This is a genomic window from Streptomyces sp. NPDC014676, assembly GCF_043084105.1.
Lineage (GTDB): Bacteria > Actinomycetota > Actinomycetes > Streptomycetales > Streptomycetaceae > Streptomyces.
Window position 1 is genome coordinate 195,592 of record NZ_JBIBZI010000003.1, and the last position, 15,455, is coordinate 211,046.

Annotated in this window: 12 protein-coding genes; 6 read left to right on the forward strand and 6 right to left on the reverse strand. The window is 74.1% G+C overall.

Translation table 11 applies throughout. The annotated features are described in order from the left end of the window. Positions 1-12: 12 nt before the first annotated feature. Entirely contained in the window at positions 13-1,170 is a 1,158-nt protein-coding gene (locus ACF1DX_RS09675) for an isopropylmalate synthase (protein ID WP_391790641.1), read from the reverse strand. A 278-nt stretch (positions 1,171-1,448) separates the two neighbouring features. On the opposite strand from ACF1DX_RS09675, the gene ACF1DX_RS09680 reads away from it, so the two are divergent. Beyond that, positions 1,449-2,204 carry an arylmalonate decarboxylase gene (locus ACF1DX_RS09680; RefSeq protein ID WP_391790642.1) on the forward strand — a complete coding sequence of 252 codons (756 nt, stop codon included), beginning with the start codon at positions 1,449-1,451 and terminating at the stop codon, positions 2,202-2,204. A 67-nt stretch (positions 2,205-2,271) separates the two neighbouring features. On the opposite strand, the gene ACF1DX_RS09685 is transcribed toward ACF1DX_RS09680, so the two are convergent. From ACF1DX_RS09685 to ACF1DX_RS09700, 4 genes are all read right to left on the reverse strand, one after another. After that, the gene (locus ACF1DX_RS09685) at positions 2,272-2,970 is read right to left on the reverse strand and encodes a response regulator transcription factor (RefSeq protein ID WP_391790643.1); all 699 of its coding nucleotides are present in this window, start codon (positions 2,968-2,970) and stop codon (positions 2,272-2,274) included. 20 nt (positions 2,971-2,990) lie between these two features. After that, on the reverse strand, positions 2,991-4,217 hold the full coding sequence (locus ACF1DX_RS09690; RefSeq protein ID WP_391790644.1) for a transposase: 1,227 nt from the start codon (positions 4,215-4,217) through the stop codon (positions 2,991-2,993). 374 nt (positions 4,218-4,591) lie between these two features. Continuing rightward, positions 4,592-5,863 carry an MFS transporter gene (locus ACF1DX_RS09695; protein WP_391790645.1) on the reverse strand — a complete coding sequence of 424 codons (1,272 nt, stop codon included), beginning with the start codon at positions 5,861-5,863 and terminating at the stop codon, positions 4,592-4,594. Between the two features lie 190 nt (positions 5,864-6,053). Next, the gene (locus ACF1DX_RS09700; protein ID WP_391790646.1) at positions 6,054-6,602 is read right to left on the reverse strand and encodes an SDR family oxidoreductase; all 549 of its coding nucleotides are present in this window, start codon (positions 6,600-6,602) and stop codon (positions 6,054-6,056) included. A gap of 175 nt (positions 6,603-6,777) precedes the next feature. On the opposite strand from ACF1DX_RS09700, the gene ACF1DX_RS09705 reads away from it, so the two are divergent. The 5 genes from ACF1DX_RS09705 (at position 6,778) to ACF1DX_RS09725 (ending at position 13,475) form a co-directional block, all read left to right on the forward strand. Further along, positions 6,778-10,257 carry a BTAD domain-containing putative transcriptional regulator gene (locus tag ACF1DX_RS09705; protein ID WP_391790647.1) on the forward strand — a complete coding sequence of 1,160 codons (3,480 nt, stop codon included), beginning with the start codon at positions 6,778-6,780 and terminating at the stop codon, positions 10,255-10,257. 46 nt (positions 10,258-10,303) lie between these two features. Beyond that, a complete protein-coding gene (locus ACF1DX_RS09710) occupies positions 10,304-11,125 on the forward strand; it encodes a TIM barrel protein (RefSeq protein WP_391790648.1) in 822 nt (273 codons plus the stop codon). Between the two features lie 32 nt (positions 11,126-11,157). Continuing rightward, positions 11,158-12,048 carry a 2-hydroxy-3-oxopropionate reductase gene (locus tag ACF1DX_RS09715; RefSeq protein WP_391790649.1) on the forward strand — a complete coding sequence of 297 codons (891 nt, stop codon included), beginning with the start codon at positions 11,158-11,160 and terminating at the stop codon, positions 12,046-12,048. A 312-nt stretch (positions 12,049-12,360) separates the two neighbouring features. Then, complete coding sequence (locus tag ACF1DX_RS09720) at positions 12,361-12,597, forward strand: hypothetical protein (RefSeq protein WP_364030604.1); 237 nt, start codon at positions 12,361-12,363, stop codon at positions 12,595-12,597. A gap of 167 nt (positions 12,598-12,764) precedes the next feature. After that, positions 12,765-13,475 carry a TIGR04222 domain-containing membrane protein gene (locus ACF1DX_RS09725; RefSeq protein ID WP_391790650.1) on the forward strand — a complete coding sequence of 237 codons (711 nt, stop codon included), beginning with the start codon at positions 12,765-12,767 and terminating at the stop codon, positions 13,473-13,475. Positions 13,476-13,548: 73 nt separating this feature from the next. Here the strand turns inward: ACF1DX_RS09725 and gcl are convergent, their stop codons facing one another. Beyond that, complete coding sequence (gene gcl / locus ACF1DX_RS09730; RefSeq protein ID WP_391790651.1) at positions 13,549-15,333, reverse strand: glyoxylate carboligase; 1,785 nt, start codon at positions 15,331-15,333, stop codon at positions 13,549-13,551. Between the last annotated feature and the right edge of the window lie 122 nt (positions 15,334-15,455).

Here is a 15,455-nt window from a genome sequence, read left to right on the forward strand (position 1 = left end):
GAGGGACGGGGGTCAGGCGGGTACGGGGCGGAAGTCGACGGCGGCCTTGCGGATCGCGTCGCGGTCGAGCAGCGGGCGGCCCTCTCGTTCCTGCCGCTCGGCCAGCCAGGGGGTGAAGGCGTCGATGTCGACGTCGAGGCCCGAGTCGGCCAGTGCCCAGCCGACCAGGGCGGTGGTGAGGCGGCTGCGCACCCGCAGTGCGCGCCGGTTGCCGACGAGTTCGGCCGGCAACGTCTCGTACGCCTCGGGGTGACTGAGCTGGCCGGGCAGCTCGTAGGTGAAGGCGTGCGGGGTGGTCGGCCCGGGCTGGAAGGCGTCGCCGAGGCCGGCGCCCCTGAGGGCGAGCCGGGACAGCTCGGTGAGGTGGGTCAGGTCGAAGCGGGTGTCGCCGTGGATGACGCGCAGCGAGGTGAGCAGTTCGGCCAGCGGGGCGTTGCCGCCGCGCTCGCCGATGCCGCCGACGGTCGCGGAGATCCAGCGGGCGCCGGCGCGGACGGCGGCCAGGGAGTTGGCGACGGCCATGCCGAGCATGTTGTGCGAGTGGATCTCGATCTCGGAGCCGTCGATGGCGGCGATGTTCCCGATCACGCTCTCCATCTGCCAGGGGGAGAGGAAGGCGACGGTCTCCGCGAGCCGGAACCGGTCGGCTCCCGCCGCGAATCCGGCCTCGACGTAGGGGACGAGCCGCTCCTCGGGGGTGCGGGCGCCGTCCTCTCCGCTGAAGGTGACGTGGAAGCCTCGCTCCTTGGCCTGGCTGATCGCCGAACGCGCCAGCGACTGGAGGAACTTGGGGCTGGACGAGTCGAGCTTGAGCCGCGCGTGCTGCTCGGAGGTGGGGATGGAGTACATGATGTGCCGTACGCCCAGGCGTTCGGCCTCGTCGAGGGCGCGCGCGACCTGACGGCGGTCCCGGACGACGAGGAGCGTCATGCTGCGCTCGGGTCCGACTGCCTCGTGGGTGGCGAGGACGAGGTCGGCGTCCTTGGAGTCCGGTCCGGAGACCATGCCGACCTCGACCAGCTCGACTCCGGTGCGCACCAGCAGGCCGGCGATGGCGGCGGCGTCCTGGGGGCCGAACTCGACACCGGCCATGTGCGCGGAGTCCCGCAGGGTCGCGTCGGATATGCGGGGCGGCGTCCGCAACGCCTCGGGGTTCTCTGCCAATGCCATGTCCTTCACTCCTCGCTCCCGAAGTTCCCGAGGGAATCCGAAAGGGTCGGCATTCTCGAAAAGGGTCCGCACCGCGCCCCGGGTGACGTCGGGCGCTGATCGCTGATCCATATCCTTGGCGGCCCGCACGGAAATCACAACAGCGGCCGTGTCAGGATCACGTGGCGGGGTGTCAAGAAATGTCAGGAAGGAAACGGAGTGCAAGGCGTGGGTGGTGGGAGCGCCAATTGACGGGCGGTCGCGTCCCCTTGGTGTGACGCGCGCCCTACGGTGAGGTCATGGATCTCTTCTCGCTGCCCCGGCTGGGGGTCGTCGTACCGCCGGAGAACCCGACGGCGGAACCCGAGTTCAACCATCTGCTCGGTGCCGGCACGAATGTGTACACCACCCGTTTCCCGGTGACGCCCGGTCTGGATCTCAGGGCGATGCTGGAGACGTACAACGATGCGCTGCCGGGGCTGCTCGGGAGTTTCGGGGCGCTGCGGCTGGACGCGACCGTGGTGGCGTGCAGCGCCTCGCACTACCTGCTGGGACCCGACGGCGACCGGGAGTTCTGCGACGAGCTGTCCCGGCGGGCCGGATCGCCGGTCGGATCCTCCACGCAGGCCGTCCTCGCGGCCTGCGCGTCGCTCGGGGTGACCCGCCTGACGCTGGTCTCCCCGTACGAGCCGTGGCTCACCGACACCTCCCGCGCCTTCTGGGAGGAGGCGGGCCTCACGGTCGACGGGGTGGTGACGGTGCCGGCGGCCGACGCGGACGCGGACGGCGGGGCGCGCTACGACCCGTACGCGGTGACGACCGGGGCGATCCTGCGGCGGATACGGGAGCGGGAGCTGCCCGCCGGCACGGCGCTGCTGTTCACCGGTACGGGCATGGGCACGCTCGCCGCGCTCACCGAGCTGGCCCGGCGGGAGCCGCGCCGCACGCTGCTGTCGTCGAACCTGGCGTCGGCCTGGTGGGCGCGGCAGGTGGCGGGGGTGACCGGCGCGGCCCGCCATCCGCTGCTGCGGCGGCTGGAGCACGCGCCGGTGTGACGCGGGGCGGTGTGACGCGGGGCGGGGCAGGCGGCGTGGGCGGTCCGACGGGGGACCGCCCACCCGTTCAGCCCGCGGACGTCTCGGGTACGCGCCAGGCGTAGCCCATGCGGTAGCCGACGCCCCGGACGGTGATGATCCAGCCGCTGAAGCCGAGTTTCGCCCGGAGGCTGCTGACATGGGTGTCGATGGTGCGGCTGGTGTGGCCCCAGTCGCTCCCCCAGACCCGCGCCATCAATTCCTTGCGTGTGACGACCTTTTCAGGGGTGGCCGCCAAGGTGTACAGCAGCTCGAATTCCTTCGACGTGACGCCGACGAGCCGGTCGCGCAACCGTACTTCCCGGCGCCGCGGATCGATATGCAGATCGCGCAGGGAAATGGTCTCCGGAAGGACCTGCCGGGGCTGGGACCGGCGCAGTACCGCCTCGATCCGGGCGACTATTTCGCGGAATCCCCAGGTTTTCACCACGCAGTCGTCCGCGCCCGCGTTCAGGACGAGAACGCGCTCCAGTTCGTCATCGGCCTCGGTGACGGCCATCAGCGCCGTGTTGCCGTTCATCCGCAGGGACCGGCACAGTTCCAGTCCGTCGATATCGGGCAACTCCAGGGAGAACAGCACCAGATCGGCGTCGCCGCAGCCGCGCGCGGCCTGTTCCCCGGTGCAGGTGCCGCGCGCGGCGAATCCCTGCCGCCGCAGATCGCGCACCATGGCCGCGACGGCGGCGCCGTCCGGCTCCACCACGAGTACCCGTCTCACGTAGCCCACCCTTTCTCCTCGGTCCTGCGTCAGTTCGGCGTGCCGGTGAGTGCGGCGGCCGACGGATCCGGTGCACGGGCCGGCGCGTCCGGGGGCACGGGGCCCTTGCCGGGCGCGTCGGCCAGGCACTGGTAGACGTAGGCCGCCGAGGCCATGGTCATGTGATGGTGCCAGCCGGGGAACGAGCGGCCCTCGAAGTCGAGGACGCCGAACCGCCGGCCGAGCGTGGCCACGGCCGTGAGCGCGGCAGCGTGTCCGCGGGCGAGCCGCAGGACCTCCTCCACCCGGTGGTCCATGAGCGTGGTGAGCCAGTACCGGGCCGGCCGCCGCCCCTCCGGGTCGGGCCGCTCCAGCGTGCGGTACGGACGGGCGCCGGCGTCGTCCCCGCCGCCGGGCCCCGGCAGCCCCACCGTGCCCGCGTACGTGTGTACGGGCACCGCCCGCATCCGGCCGTCAGGGGCCCGGCCCAGGATCACGTGCGTCTGCCGGGCGTGCCGGTCCTCCATGAGCGCGCGCACGGTGGTGGCGGGCCGGTGCCGCCCCGCCGGAACCGGCTGGTCGGGGGTGACCTCGCACACCACGTCCGCACCCTGCCGGGCGAGGCCGGCCAGGACGCCGGCCGCGTCGTCGCACCGCGTCAGGTCCAGCACCCAGGGCAGGCGCGGTAGGTGCGGCTGCGCGGCCGCGCCGGCGGCGTATCCGAGCACGTGGTCGGCGACCGTGCGCCCCGTCTCGGCGGCGGGGACGCGCGCACGGCGCATGCGCTCCCGGTCCGCGTTCCAGCCGCCGCCCAGCACCAGGCCCCAGTCGACCGGGTAGCAGTGGCCGCCCGCGGCCAGGAAGAGACCCAGCGCGCGCTGGCAGTTGACGGCGCGTCCGGTCGTCCGGTCGACCCTCCGGTGCACGCCGACCGAATGCTCGCCGCGCTTGGGGATGATGAGTTCGGCGACGGTCCAGGCGTGCGGCGTCGTGCTCGCGGCCACCCGCCGGGCGAGGCGGCGGCGCACCGGGGTCCAGTCCCACGGGCTGGCGTTGATGAACTGGTGCAGGCCGTGAGCCGCGGCCGGCGGCAAGGACGTGGTCAGCGCCATACTCCGCGGTGTCTTCTTGCCGGACGCGTGGAGCAGCGCCCACAGATACGCCTGAGCCCAGCGGCGCTGCTCGGAGCGCTGGAACGCCTGGAACACCTCGTCCATGAAGCTCCGCAGGCCCGCGCCCTCTCCCGGCACCGCCGCGCTCACCTCACTCGACGACATGTGACGCCACTCCCCCTCGTTCCTCGCCGCCGTCCACGTCCCGGGTGGCCACATGGCACACACGTACGAGGCGAAAGTACCGTCCGGGCCGGGGTTTGCCCGGTTCGCCGCCCGATTTCGCGAACTCGCCCCCCGACCTGCGAAAACACTCTGTCACCGGGCGTGCGCGAAGAGCGCGCGCGGGGGCCCGGGAGCGGCTCTACCAGTACCGGAGCACTCTTCGCCGGATTCGCGGGGTGAAGTGTCAACAAATCATGAACATGCGTCCGGCCGGCCCGCGGGCGAACGGTGAGCATGCGGCGGGGACCGCGCCGGCCCCGGAGGGCGGGCCGTGCGGCCGGCTCTCCGGGGTCGGTCCTCGGGTTTCCGGGGCGTCAGGTGGCCGGGTCCGGGACGGGGGCCGCTCCCTCCGCCGGGGCCACCGGACGGCGTGCCGGGAAGCCCGCCCGGCGGGCGTACAGGACGACCGCGATCACCGGCAGCAGGAGCACCAGCACCGTCCAGGGGAACGACTCGCTGCCCACCTCGTCCAGCAGGATCCCGCCGACGATGCCGCCGCCCGCCATGGCCACGTTCCAGAGGGTGACCAGCATCGCCTGCGCCGAGTCGGCGTGGTCGCCGCCGGCGTCGCCCACGGCCGTCTGGAGCAGCGTCGGCACACCGCCCCAGCCCAGGCCCCACAGCACCACCGCGACGTAGACGAAGGCGGTGCTGTCGGACAGGACGGCCAGCAGCGCGGCCGCCACGGCCACCAGCACGGCGCCGCCGACGGTCAGCCCGCGCAGCCGGCGGTTGATCTGCGCGCCGACGATCCAGATGCTCGCCAGCGACGCCCCGCCGAAGACGAGCAGTACCAGGCCCGTGCTGCCGCCCAGGCCGATGTCGTCGAGGTAGGTGGCGATGTACGCGTACAGGACGGTGTGGGCGAGGACGAAGACGAGCGTGACGAAGAGGACCGGGGTGACGCCGGGGACGCGCAGGGCGCGCAGCATCCTGGGCCGCTCGCCGCGCGCCTGTCCGGGGAAGTCCGGTACGGCCGCCAGGATCCAGACGAACAGGACCACCGTGAGCGCCGTCATCGACAGGAACGCCACGCGCCAGCCGAGCCAGTCGCCGAGGAAGGTACCGGCGGGCACGCCCAGGGAGAGTGCGACGGGGATGCCCGCCATGGCGATGGCCATGGCCTTGCCCTGGAGGTGCACGGGGGCCATGCGCCGCGCGTAGCCGGCGAGCAGGGCCCAGGCCAGGCCGGCCGCGACACCGGCCACGAACCGCGCCACCATGGTCAGTCCGTAGACGGACGACACGGCGGTCACCGTGTTGGCGAGGGCGAAGCCGCCCACGGCGGTGAGCAGCAGTTTCTTGCGCCGCCAGCCCGAGGTGGCGGCGGTGAGCGGAAGCGCGGTCAGGGCGGTGCCGATGGCGTAGACGGTGACGGTCTGACCGGTGGCGGACTCGCTCACCCCGAGGTCCCGGCTCATCGCGGGCAGCAGTCCGGCGGGCAGGGTCTCGGTGAGGCTGGTGATGAAGACGGCGGTGGCGAGGGCGAGCAGGGCGAACAGCGGGAGTCTCTGCTCGCCGCCCTCGCCGCCCTTCGGGTCCGGTGCCGCCGCGGCATCGCGTGCCGTGTCGGGTGCGGTGCTCATGGGATGTGCTCCAGGTCTTCGGGATCGGAAGGCGGGGGCCTCGGTGGGGGAGGCGGGGACGGGTGGTGGACACGGTGGGGGCCGGTTCACGGGGCGGCGGTGGCCGTCTCGCGGGACGGGCGGTTCGCGGGTGGCGGCGGGGCGGTCCGCGTGCGGGCGGCAGCCGGTCCGGGGGACGGTGGTGACCCGTTCACGGGGAGCCGAGGCCGCCGTCGACGGGGAGCCGGGCGCCCGTGGTGAACGTCGCCTCGGTGGCGAGGAAGAGCGCGGCGCGGGCCACCTCCTCGGCGGCGCCGAGACGGCCCAGCGGGGGCAGGGGTACGGCGCCGGCGCCCGGCGCCTCGATACAGCCCGGCGCCACGGCGTTGACGCGGATGCCCCGCGCCACCAGCTCGGCGGCCAGCGCCCGTACGGCGTCGGGGCACGGGGTGGGCGAGGTGAGCACCAGCGCGCCGCCGTCCCGGAGGTGGCCCAGCAGGGGCCGTGCGACCGGGATGGCATCGGAGAAGAGCAGGTCGACACCGTCGCCGGCGCACGCGGCCAGCGCGGCCCCGACGCCGGACGGGGCGACGACGCGGGCGGCCGAGCCCAGTTCGCCGGCGGCGTGCGCGCGTTCCCCTGCGGTGCGGGCGGCCAGCAGGACCGTGGCCCCGCCCTCCACCAGGCGCTTGGCGATGGCCAGGCCGATACCGCCGGCCCCGCCGACGACGAGGGCTTCGGTGTGCGCGTACTTGGTCATGGTCGCCGCTCCTTCCGCGGTGCTCGTCCTCGCCGGTGCGTGGTACCGCCCACGGGACGACTCTGCGTCCGGGCGCTTCGGGGAACCATCGGAAAACCTTCGGGCCGGTCGCCCCCGGTCCGGACGGGCCGTCGTGGTGTCCGGGGCCGGTCGCCGGGCGGGTACGGTGACGCCCATGCGGTTTGGGGTGCTCGGGCCACTGGTGGTGTGGGACGGGGAGGGGCGGGAGGTCAAGGTTCCCGAGGCCAAGGTCCGGGCGCTGCTCGCGGACCTGCTCGCGCACGACGGGGCGCCGGTCTCCGCCGACCGGCTCATCGGCGACCTGTGGGGCGACGCGCCTCCCGGCCGCCCTTCGGGCGCCCTCCAGGCCAAGGTCTCCCAACTGCGCCGGGTCCTCGGCCGGGAACGGGTGGTGCGGCAGCCGCCGGGCTACCGGCTGCGGCTCGACGGGGGCGACGAGGTGGACGCCGCGCGGTTCGGCGCCCTGGTGGCCGAGGCTCACACCGTCGGGGATCCCCGCACCCGGGCGGCGCTGCTCACCGAGGCGCTGGAGCTGTGGCGGGGGCCGGCGTACGCCGACTTCGCCGACGAGCCGTTCGTACGGGGGCCCGCGCAGAGACTCGCGGAGCAGCGGCTGTCGGTGCTGGAGGCACAGGCACAGGCCCGTCTGGAGGCGGGCGGGCACGCTCTCCTCGCCGGTGAACTCGCCGACCTGGTGGCCCGGCACCCGCTGCGGGAGCGGCTGCGGGCGCTCCAGATGCGGGCCCTGTACGCGGCGGGCCGCCAGAGCGAGGCCCTCGCCTCCTACGACGACCTGCGCACCCGCCTCGCCGACGAGCTGGGCGTCGACCCGAGCCCCGAACTCGCCGCCCTGCACGGCGCGGTACTCCGCCAGGACCCGCGGCTGGGCGCGGGAGCGGGGGGCGGCACGGACGCGACCGGGGGTTCGGGTGCCCCGACGTGTCCGGAAGCCGCACGCACCACGAAAGCCGCCGGCACCGCCCGGGCGCCCGGCACCACGGGCTCCGCGGTCGCGGGTGCCGCGGTCTCGGGCACCGCGCATGCTCCCGGTCCCGCCGCCCCCTCCAACCTTCCTGTCCCCCTCACCCCCCTCATCGGCCGACGCGACGCCCTCGTCCGCCTCTCCCTGCTGCTCGCGGAGTCACGGCTGGTGACGCTCACCGGCCCCGGCGGCGTCGGCAAGACCCGGCTGGCCGTGGCGGCGGCCACCGCCGAGCGGGACGGCACCGCCCGGTCGGGTCGGCCGGCGGACGCCGTATGGCTCGTGGAGTTCTCCGGCATCCGCGCCGGCACCCCAGCCGACCTGGCCCAGGTCGTCGCCGCCACCCTGGGTGTCCGGGACGACGCCCCCGCTCCGCTGCCGGGCACCGGCACCGCCGTCCCGTCACTGCCGCACCGCCTCGCCGCCGTGCTGCGGGACCGCCGCACCCTGCTCGTCCTGGACAACTGCGAGCACGTGGTCGACGCCGCCGCCGAACTCGCCGAGCTGCTCCTGCGCACCGCCCCCGGCCTGCGGGTCCTGGCCACCGGGCAGGAACCGCTCGGGCTGCCGGGCGAGGCGGTGTTCCTCGTGGAGCCGCTGTCGCCCGACGACGCCGTGCGGCTGTTCATGGAGCGGGCGGCCGCCGCGGCCCCCGGCTTCCCGCGCGACCCCGACGCCCCGGACGAGCCCGACCGGCGGGCCGTCGCCGAGATCTGCCGCCGCCTCGACGGCGTCCCGCTCGCCCTGGAACTCGCCGCAACCCGCGTACGGGCCCTGGGTGTAAGGGAGTTGGCGGCGCGGCTGCACGACCGCTTCCGGGTGCTGACGTTCGGGCGGCGCGGCGCCCCGGCGCGCCAGCAGACGCTGCGGGCGATGATCGACTGGAGCTGGGAGCTGCTCAGCGCGCCTGAGCGCATCGTGCTGCGCCGCCTGGCCGCGCACCGCGACGGCTGCGATCTGGAGGCCGCCGAGGCGGTCTGCGCGGGAGACGGCGTCGGCCGGGAGGAGGTACCGGATCTCGTCACCCGGCTGGTCGACCGGTCCCTGGTGGTCGTGGTGGACGACCCGACCGGGCCCCGCTACCGGCTGCTGGAGTCCGTCGCGGCGTACGCCACCGAGCGGCTGCACGAGATGGAGGACCTCACCGCCGTACGGGACCGGCATCTGCGCCATTACCGGGAGCTGGCCGAGCGGGCCGAGCCGCGATTGCGCGGTGCCGGGCAGCGGTCGTGGCTGGCCCGGCTGGACGCCGAAGCGGGCAACCTCCGGGCGGCGCTGGACGAGGCGGTGCGCCGCGCGGAGGCGGGCGATCCCGAGGAGGCGGCCCGGCTGGCCACCGCCCTGGCCTGGTGGTGGCTGCTGCGCGGCCGGCTCACCGAGGCCCGCCGCAGCCTGGGTTCGGTACCGGCGGCACCTCCTGGAGCCCCCGTGCACGCCGAACTCGGCCTGCTGCACACCGCGTTCGCCCTGCTGACCGGAGACCATACGGCGGCCGGCGGCACGGTACCGGCGGGCGGCTGCGGTGCGAGCGGCCGACTCGCCGCCGCCGGCAGGGCTGTCTCCGACCCGGTGCGCCGGGCCCGTGCGCTGTGGCTGTGCGCGTACGGCCTGTTCAGCGCGGGTGACGTGGGCGAGGCCGAGGAGCTGAACGACCATGCCCTCACCCTTTTCACCGACGCGCGGGACGAGTGGGGCACCGCCGCCGCACTCGGGCTGCGCGCGACGCTGGCACTGGTCCGCGGCGACCTCGCCGGACTCGGTCGCGACGGTCTGCGCGGTGCCCGGATCTTCCGCGAACTGGGCGACCGATGGGGCGAGTTGCAGACCGTCTCCCCGCTCGCCGCGCTCGCCGAGATCAAGGGCGCCTACGTGGAGGCCGAGCGCCTTCAACACGAGGGACTCGGGATGGCAAGGGAGTTGGGGCTGGAGGCCGAGGTGTCCGCCCGGCTGTCGGGGCTCGGCCGCCTGTCGCTGCTCGCCGGCGCCTGGGAGCGCGCCCGCGATCTGCACGAGCAGGCGCGCCGGATCGCCGTCGAGCAGGGCTACAAGTACGGGGAGATCCACTCCGAGATGGGCCTAGCCCTGGGCGCGCGCCGCTCCGGCGACCTCGACGGGGCCGAGTCGCATCTGCTGCGCATCCGCGACGGCTACGCCGATGTGTCGTCCCGGGCGGGCGACCACCTCCTCCAGGCCGAGCTGGGCTTCGTCGCCGAACTGCGGGGAGACGCCCACGCCGCGGCGGCGCACCACGGGAAGGGGCTGGAGATCGCCCGCGCGCTCGCCGAGCCCCGCGCCCTGGCACTGTCGCTGGAGGGCCTCGCGGGCGCGGCGGCCTTGTCCCGCACGGTTCCGGGGGCGTCCGGTGCGGCCGTCCTGCTGGGCGCGGCCGCCGCCGCCCGCGGCCGGGCCGGGGCGCCGCTGCCGCCCGCCGAACGCACCGACGTCGACCGGGTCACCGCCACTGCCCGCACCGTCCTGGGCGCGTCCGCCTTCACGGAGGCGTACACGTGCGGTACCCGCCTGTCGCCGGAGGAGGCCGTCCGGCACGCCCGTACGGCCGGAGCCCTGCCGGTGCCGGGCCCCCGCGCGGCTGATTCCCGGCGGTCCGGCCCTCTTGACAAGCCCGGCGAACCGACGACAGGCTTCCATTAAACAGAAGACGAATTCCGCAATACGGAATCGAGGAAGGGTGCATCCGATGGGCCTCGCAGACCATCGCTTCACCGTCAACCTGTCGATCCTCTTCACGGAACTCCCGCTCCTGGAGCGCCCGGCGGCCGCCGCCGCGGCCGGCTTCACCGCGGTCGAGCTGTGGTGGCCCTGGCCCGACTCCCCCGTCCCCGAGCGGTCCGAGCTGGACGCGCTGCGGAAGGCGGTCCAGGACGCGGGCGTACGGCTCACGGGTCTGAACTTCTACGCCGGGCGGTTGCCCGGCCCCGACCGGGGCGCGCTGTCCGTGCCCGGCGAGGAGTCGGAGCGGTTCCGCGCCAACGTCGACGTGGCCGCCGATTTCGCCGGGTCCCTGGGCTGTACGGCCCTGAACGCGCTGTACGGCAACCGGGTCGACGGCGTGGACCCGGCCGAGCAGGACGCGCTCGCCCTGGAGAACCTCGTCCTGGCGGCCCGGGCCGCCGACCGGATCGGCGCGGTCCTGCTGGTCGAGGCGCTGAACAAGCCCGAGTCGCCGCTGTACCCGCTGGTGTCGGCCCCGGCCGCCGTGGAGGTCGTCGACAAGGTCAACGCGGCCACGGGACTGGGCAACGCCCGCTTCCTGATGGACCTGTACCACCTGGCGACGAACGGCGAGGACCTGCCGGCGGTGATCGACCGGTACGCCGGGAAGACCGGTCACGTGCAGATCGCCGACAGCCCCGGCCGCGGCGCCCCCGGCACCGGTTCGCTCCCGCTGGAGGAGCTGCTGGACCGGCTGCGCAAGGCCGGTTACGACGGCTGGACCGGCCTGGAGTACAAGCCCGGCGAGCGTCCGAGCGCGGAGGCCTTCGGCCGGCTGCCCCGCTGACCACACCCCCTCGCACGGAGAGGCACCCTCGCATGAGCACCCTTCCCAAGGTCGCCTGGATCGGTCTCGGCATCATGGGCTCCCCCATGTCCGAGAACCTGATCAAGGCGGGCTACGACGTCACCGGCCACACCCTGGAGCAGGCGAAGCTGGACCGGCTGGCCGCCGCCGGCGGCACCGCCGCCTCCTCCGTCGCCGAGGCGGTGCGGGACGCCGACGTGATCATCACGATGGTTCCCGCGTCTCCGCAGGTCGAGGCCGTCGCGTACGGCCCCGACGGCATCCTGGGGAACGCCCGGCCCGGCGCCCTGCTGATCGACATGTCCTCGATCACCCCGCGGACGTCGGTCGACCTGGCCGCCGCCGCGAAGGACAAGGGCATCCGGGTGCTGGACGCCCCCGTGTCGGGCGGTGAGGCGGGCGCGATCGAGGCGGTGCTGTCCATCATGGTCGGCGGCGAGCGGGCCGACTTCGAGGAGGCGAAGCCGGTCTTCGAGACGCTCGGAAGGACGATCGTGCTGTGCGGTCCGCACGGCGCCGGGCAGACCGTGAAGGCCGCCAACCAGCTCATCGTCGCCGTCAACATCCAGGCGTGCGCCGAGGCCGTGGTCTTCCTGGAGAAGTCCGGCGTGGACCTGACGGCGGCGCTCGACGTCCTGAACGGCGGACTGGCCGGCTCGACCGTGCTGACCCGCAAGAAGGACAACTTCCTGAACCGGGACTTCCGGCCGGGCTTCCGCATCGACCTGCACCACAAGGACATGGGCATCGTCACCGACGCCGCCCGGAACGTGGGCGCCGCACTGCCCGTCGGCGCGGTGGTCGCCCAGCTGGTGGCGAGCCTGCGCGCCCAGGGCGACGGCGGGCTCGACCACTCCGCGCTGCTGCGGGCCGTGGAACGGCTGTCGGGCGCGCGGGTCTGATCCCCCTGTTCTTCCGAACCCCGGGCGGCGCCGGCGTCGACATCAGTCCCGTCGCGCCCAAGGCGGCGGCGCCGCCCGGAACCCACGGCCCGCACCGCGGCGCCGTACGGCCCGGATGAGGGGTGGCCGTACGGCACGGCGGCGGCGCGGGCGGGGCGAGGGCGCCACGGCGACGCGCGAGCCAGTACGGTGGCCAACGCCGCGGCCCGTCTCCTACGACCTGAGGGGAGACGCCCCGCGGCCGCCGCCGCGGCCCCGAACCCACCTCCCTCCCGGCGTGCGGATCCGCGCGGTCCGCAGCAGCCTGGGGACATGGCACATCCGACGGAGCATCCGCACATCGTGGTCCACGCGCCCGCCCTGGACGGCTCCCGGCGGGTCACCTCCGACGACGGGACCCTGGGCGTCGCCACGCACACCGACGACGTGGGCGAGATCCTGCGCCTGGCCGACCTGTACGTCACCGACGTCGAGGACGCGGACTTCATCGAGTGGCAGGGCGGCGGCCCGGACGACTGGCCGGGACTGTCCGAACACCACGAGCCGTGAGCGCGGCCGGTACGGCAACGGCCGTAGGCGGGCTACGGCACCCTCAAATGAACCTCTGAACACGGCCTCCCGAGGCTTCGGCGGGCCCCGCGCGCGGGAACCATCCCCGCACACGGGGCCCGCCGGCACGGGGGCGGCGGGCCCCCTGTCCGAGGGGGTGTCCTGTCATGGCCGACATCGCACACGTCCGGGCGACGCCGCACGAGATCGCCCTGCTGGCCTGGGGGCCACGCGCCGCCGTCACGGTGGCCGTCGTCGCCCTGCACCTGCGCGGCGCCGTCGAGGCGGGCGCACGGGGCACGGTGGTGGCGGTCGACAGCGAGGCGGGCAGGGCGCTGCCGCCGTTGCCGACGCCGGAGGAGGTCCTCGCGCCGGAGGTCGACATCCCGGCGGAGCTGCGCGTCCCGTATCTGGAGAGCGCGGTGTACCGACGGCTGAACCAGCCGCGTGACGTACGGGAGTTGCCGCGCGACCCGGACGTGCAGTGGGCGGTGGCCACGCTGAAGACCGGGCTGGCGGACATGGGCATGGTGAGTCCGCCGGCGCTGGGGACGACGCGGGCGGGCCGCCGCCACGTGCACGTGCTGCGCACCGCGTATCCCGTGCCGGCGAGCCGGGCCGGCCTGTCCGACGAGGCGAAGCTGCTGGCCGTCGCCCTGCACGGCGAGGCGGCCCTCCGCGTCGTCGTCCCCCGCTTCGCCTCGCGCGCGGGCCTCACCGGACGGGTCCGCCTCCGCCGCAGACGCGCACTACGCGGCTGGTCCCCCGCCTCCGGCGGCGGCCACACCGGCCAGCTCTACTGCGGCGGCGGAGGCGGCTGCGGAGGCGGGGGCGGCTGCGGAGGCGGAGGGGGGTGCGGCGGGGGCGGGGGGTACTGAGACGCCGTGCGGCCCGTCGGCATGGCGGCCGGGACGGAACGCCCGGTGGCCGTCCGTCCCGGCCGCGCGTCGGTCAGACCCGCAACGGCCTGACCGCCGTCGGGGCGTGGGCCGCTTCCGTGGCGAGGGGTTCGAACTCGACCACGTCGCTGATGTCGTTGGTGGTCGACATCGAGATGTTGGTGACGCGTTCCAGGATCGCCTCCACGATCACCGGGACGCGGTGTTCCGCCGCGAGCTTCTTCGCCTGCTCGAAGGCCGGGCCCAGGCCGTTCGGGTCCGTGACGCGGATCGCCCTGCACCCCAGGCCCTCGGCGACCTTGACGTGGTCGACGCCGTAGACGCCCAGCTCCGGGGAGTTGACGTTCTCGAACTCCAGGTTGACCTGGAAGTCGATGTCGAACGCCCGCTGCGCCTGCCGGATCAGGCCCAGGTAGGCGTTGTTGAGCAGGACGTGGACGTACGGGATCCTGTGCTGCGCCCCGACCGCCAGTTCCTCGATCATGAACTGGAAGTCGTAGTCGCCGGAGAGGGCGACGACCTGCGCCTCGGGGTCGGCCTTCGCCACGCCGAGCGCGGCGGGGACGGTCCAGCCGAGCGGGCCCGCCTGGCCGCAGTTGATCCAGTGCCGGGGCCGGTGGACGTGCAGCAGCTGCGCGCCGGCGATCTGCGAGAGGCCGATGGTGGAGACGTACCGGGTCTCGGGGCCGAAGGCCTTGTTCATCTCCTCGTAGACGCGCTGCGGTTTGATCGGGACGTCGTCGAAGTGCGTACGGCGCTGGAGGGTGGCGCGCTTCTCCTGTGTGGAGGCGGCCCAGGCGGAGCGGTCGGGCAGCCGGCCCTCGGCCTTCAGCTCCTCCGCCGCCTCGACGAACAGCTCCAGCGCGGCGCGCGCGTCGGAGGCGATGCCGTAGTCGGGAGCGAAGATCCTGCCGATCTGGGTGGGTTCGACGTCGACGTGGACGAACGTCCGCCCGGCCGTGTAGACGTCGAGCCGTCCGGTGTGGCGGTTGGCCCAGCGGTTGCCGATGCCGAGGACGAAGTCGGACTCCAGGAAGGTGGCGTTGCCGTAGCGGTGCGAGGTCTGCAGGCCGACCATGCCGGCGTTGAGTTCGTGGTCGTCGGGGATGACGCCCCAGCCCATCAGAGTCGGCACGACCGGCGTGCCGGTCAGCTCCGCGAACCGCACCAGCAGGCCCGCCGCGTCGGCGTTGACGACCCCGCCGCCCGCGACGATCAGCGGCCGCTCGGCGGCGTTGAGCATGCCGAGCGCCTTCTCGATCTGCGCGCGGGTCGCGGCGGGCCTGTAGACGGGCAGCGGCTCGTACGTGTCGGGATCGAACTCGATCTCCGTCGTCTGCACGTCGATCGGCAGGTCGACCAGCACGGGCCCTGGGCGGCCGGAGCGCATCAAGTGGAAGGCCTGCTGGAACACGCCGGGAACCTGCGCCGCCTCCAGCACGGTCACCGCCATCTTGGTGACCGGCCGGGCGATGGACGCGATGTCGACGGCCTGGAAGTCCTCCTTGTGGATCACCGCGGTCGGCGCCTGGCCGGTGATGCAGAGGATCGGGATGGAGTCGCCGGACGCCGAGTACAGACCGGTGATCATGTCGGTGCCGGCCGGTCCCGATGTGCCGACGCACACGCCGATGTTGCCGGGGTGCGTACGGGTGTAGCCCTCGGCCATGTGGGAGGCGCCCTCGACGTGGCGGGCGAGGGTGTGGCCGATGCCGCCGGACGCCTTGAGCGCCGCGTAGAACGGGTTGATCGCGGCGCCGGGGACACCGAACGCGACGTCGACGCCCTCGCGCTTGAGGATCTCGACCGCCGCGCGGGCAGCCGTCATTCGAGCCATGGAGTACTCCTGCTTCGGCTTCTCGGATTCGCACGCCCGTCGCGCCCCGCGGTGAGCTTCTGGATTCCGCATTACGGAAAGTCATTTCTGCTATCTGGAATGAATCTAAGAGCCGTCGCCCG

What these genes read in the sequence shown, in the direction of transcription:
- ACF1DX_RS09710 (WP_391790648.1), top strand. Translation starts at nt 10,304, where the DNA reads ATGGGCCTCGCAGACCATCGCTTCACCGTCAACCTGTCGATCCTCTTC.
- ACF1DX_RS09675 (WP_391790641.1), bottom strand. Translation starts at nt 1,170, where the DNA reads ATGGCATTGGCAGAGAACCCCGAGGCGTTGCGGACGCCGCCCCGCATA.
- ACF1DX_RS09705 (WP_391790647.1), top strand. Translation starts at nt 6,778, where the DNA reads ATGCGGTTTGGGGTGCTCGGGCCACTGGTGGTGTGGGACGGGGAGGGG.
- ACF1DX_RS09680 (WP_391790642.1), top strand. Translation starts at nt 1,449, where the DNA reads ATGGATCTCTTCTCGCTGCCCCGGCTGGGGGTCGTCGTACCGCCGGAG.
- ACF1DX_RS09695 (WP_391790645.1), bottom strand. Translation starts at nt 5,863, where the DNA reads ATGAGCACCGCACCCGACACGGCACGCGATGCCGCGGCGGCACCGGAC.
- ACF1DX_RS09700 (WP_391790646.1), bottom strand. Translation starts at nt 6,602, where the DNA reads ATGACCAAGTACGCGCACACCGAAGCCCTCGTCGTCGGCGGGGCCGGC.
- ACF1DX_RS09715 (WP_391790649.1), top strand. Translation starts at nt 11,158, where the DNA reads ATGAGCACCCTTCCCAAGGTCGCCTGGATCGGTCTCGGCATCATGGGC.
- ACF1DX_RS09690 (WP_391790644.1), bottom strand. Translation starts at nt 4,217, where the DNA reads ATGTCGTCGAGTGAGGTGAGCGCGGCGGTGCCGGGAGAGGGCGCGGGC.
- ACF1DX_RS09725 (WP_391790650.1), top strand. Translation starts at nt 12,765, where the DNA reads ATGGCCGACATCGCACACGTCCGGGCGACGCCGCACGAGATCGCCCTG.
- gcl (WP_391790651.1), bottom strand. Translation starts at nt 15,333, where the DNA reads ATGGCTCGAATGACGGCTGCCCGCGCGGCGGTCGAGATCCTCAAGCGC.
- ACF1DX_RS09720 (WP_364030604.1), top strand. Translation starts at nt 12,361, where the DNA reads ATGGCACATCCGACGGAGCATCCGCACATCGTGGTCCACGCGCCCGCC.